We start from the raw sequence: 1045 nt of genomic DNA, 5'->3' as shown, positions 1-1045 counted from the left end.
GCCTCGCGGTTGGCGGCGTACTCGGCGTAGTCGGCCGCTTCGGGGCCCGATACGTCGAGCCCGGATGCGAGCACGGTCACAGCAGCACCTCCGGTATGTCCAGGTGGCGGGAGCGCAGCCACTCCCCGAGGGCCTTGGCCTGGGGGTCGAAGCGGGCGCGGTGGGCGACGCCGAGGCCGAGGAGCCCGTCGACGACGAAGTTGAGGGAGCGCAGATTGGGCAGTACATGCCGGGTGACGTCGAACTCGGCGGTCTCCGGGAGGAGTTCACGGAACCGCTCGACGGTCAACTCGTGAACGAGCCAGCGCCAGGCGAGATCGGTACGGACCCACACCCCGACGTTGGCGGAACCTCCCTTGTCACCGCTGCGGGCGCCGGCGACGAGACCGAGGGGGGCGCGGCGGCGGGGGCCACGGGGGACAGGGGCCGGAAGCTCGCTGCCGGGCCCCGGCGCGGACGCGTACGGCGTGTACGACACGTGACCCCGCACGTCGATCCGCTCCCCGCCCGGCAGCACGGCCACATGCGGAACACCGGCCGCGTCCGTATAGGCGGCCTCGAAGACGCCGTACGGTTCGCCCTTCCCCGGCGGGGCCGTCACATGGAACCCGGGATAGCTGGCGAGGGCCAGCTCGACGGCGGCCCCGCTGACGGCGCGCCCGACGGCGTCCTGGTCCTCGTCGCGTACGACGAGGCGGAGCAGCGCGCCGGCCTCTTCCTGTACGGGCGCGTCGGCGCGGTCCGTACGGGCGAGGGTCCAGCGGACCTCGGCGGGCCGCCGCTTCGAGGCGTCGAGCGCGGCCTCCAACTGCCCCTGTACGAGGCGGGCTTTGGCATCGATGTCGAGGCCGGTGAGGACGAAGACGACTTCGTTGCGCCAGCCGCCGAGGCGGGTCAGCCCGACCTTGAGGGTCACGGGCGGCGGCTCGCCGCGCACGCCGTCGATACGGACCCGGTCGGGGCCCTCCTGGGTGAGCCGTACGGTGTCGAGTCGGGCGGTCACGTCGGGGCCGGGGTAGCGGGCGCCGGCGGTCTCGTACAGGAG

General features: G+C 73.6%; 1 protein-coding gene. It reads right to left on the bottom strand.

The features are described from left to right. Nucleotides 1-76 precede the first annotated feature (76 nt). Nucleotides 77-1045: acyclic terpene utilization AtuA family protein (locus ACFU99_RS44495; protein WP_384404616.1), on the bottom strand; the 969-nt coding region annotated here is incomplete at its 5' end.

The organism is Streptomyces sp. NPDC057654, assembly GCF_042800135.1.
In the GTDB taxonomy this organism is placed as follows: Bacteria; Actinomycetota; Actinomycetes; order Streptomycetales; family Streptomycetaceae; genus Streptomyces.
The sequence above is the reverse complement of the archived record's forward strand: the minus strand, read 5'-3'. Positions and strand labels throughout refer to the sequence as shown.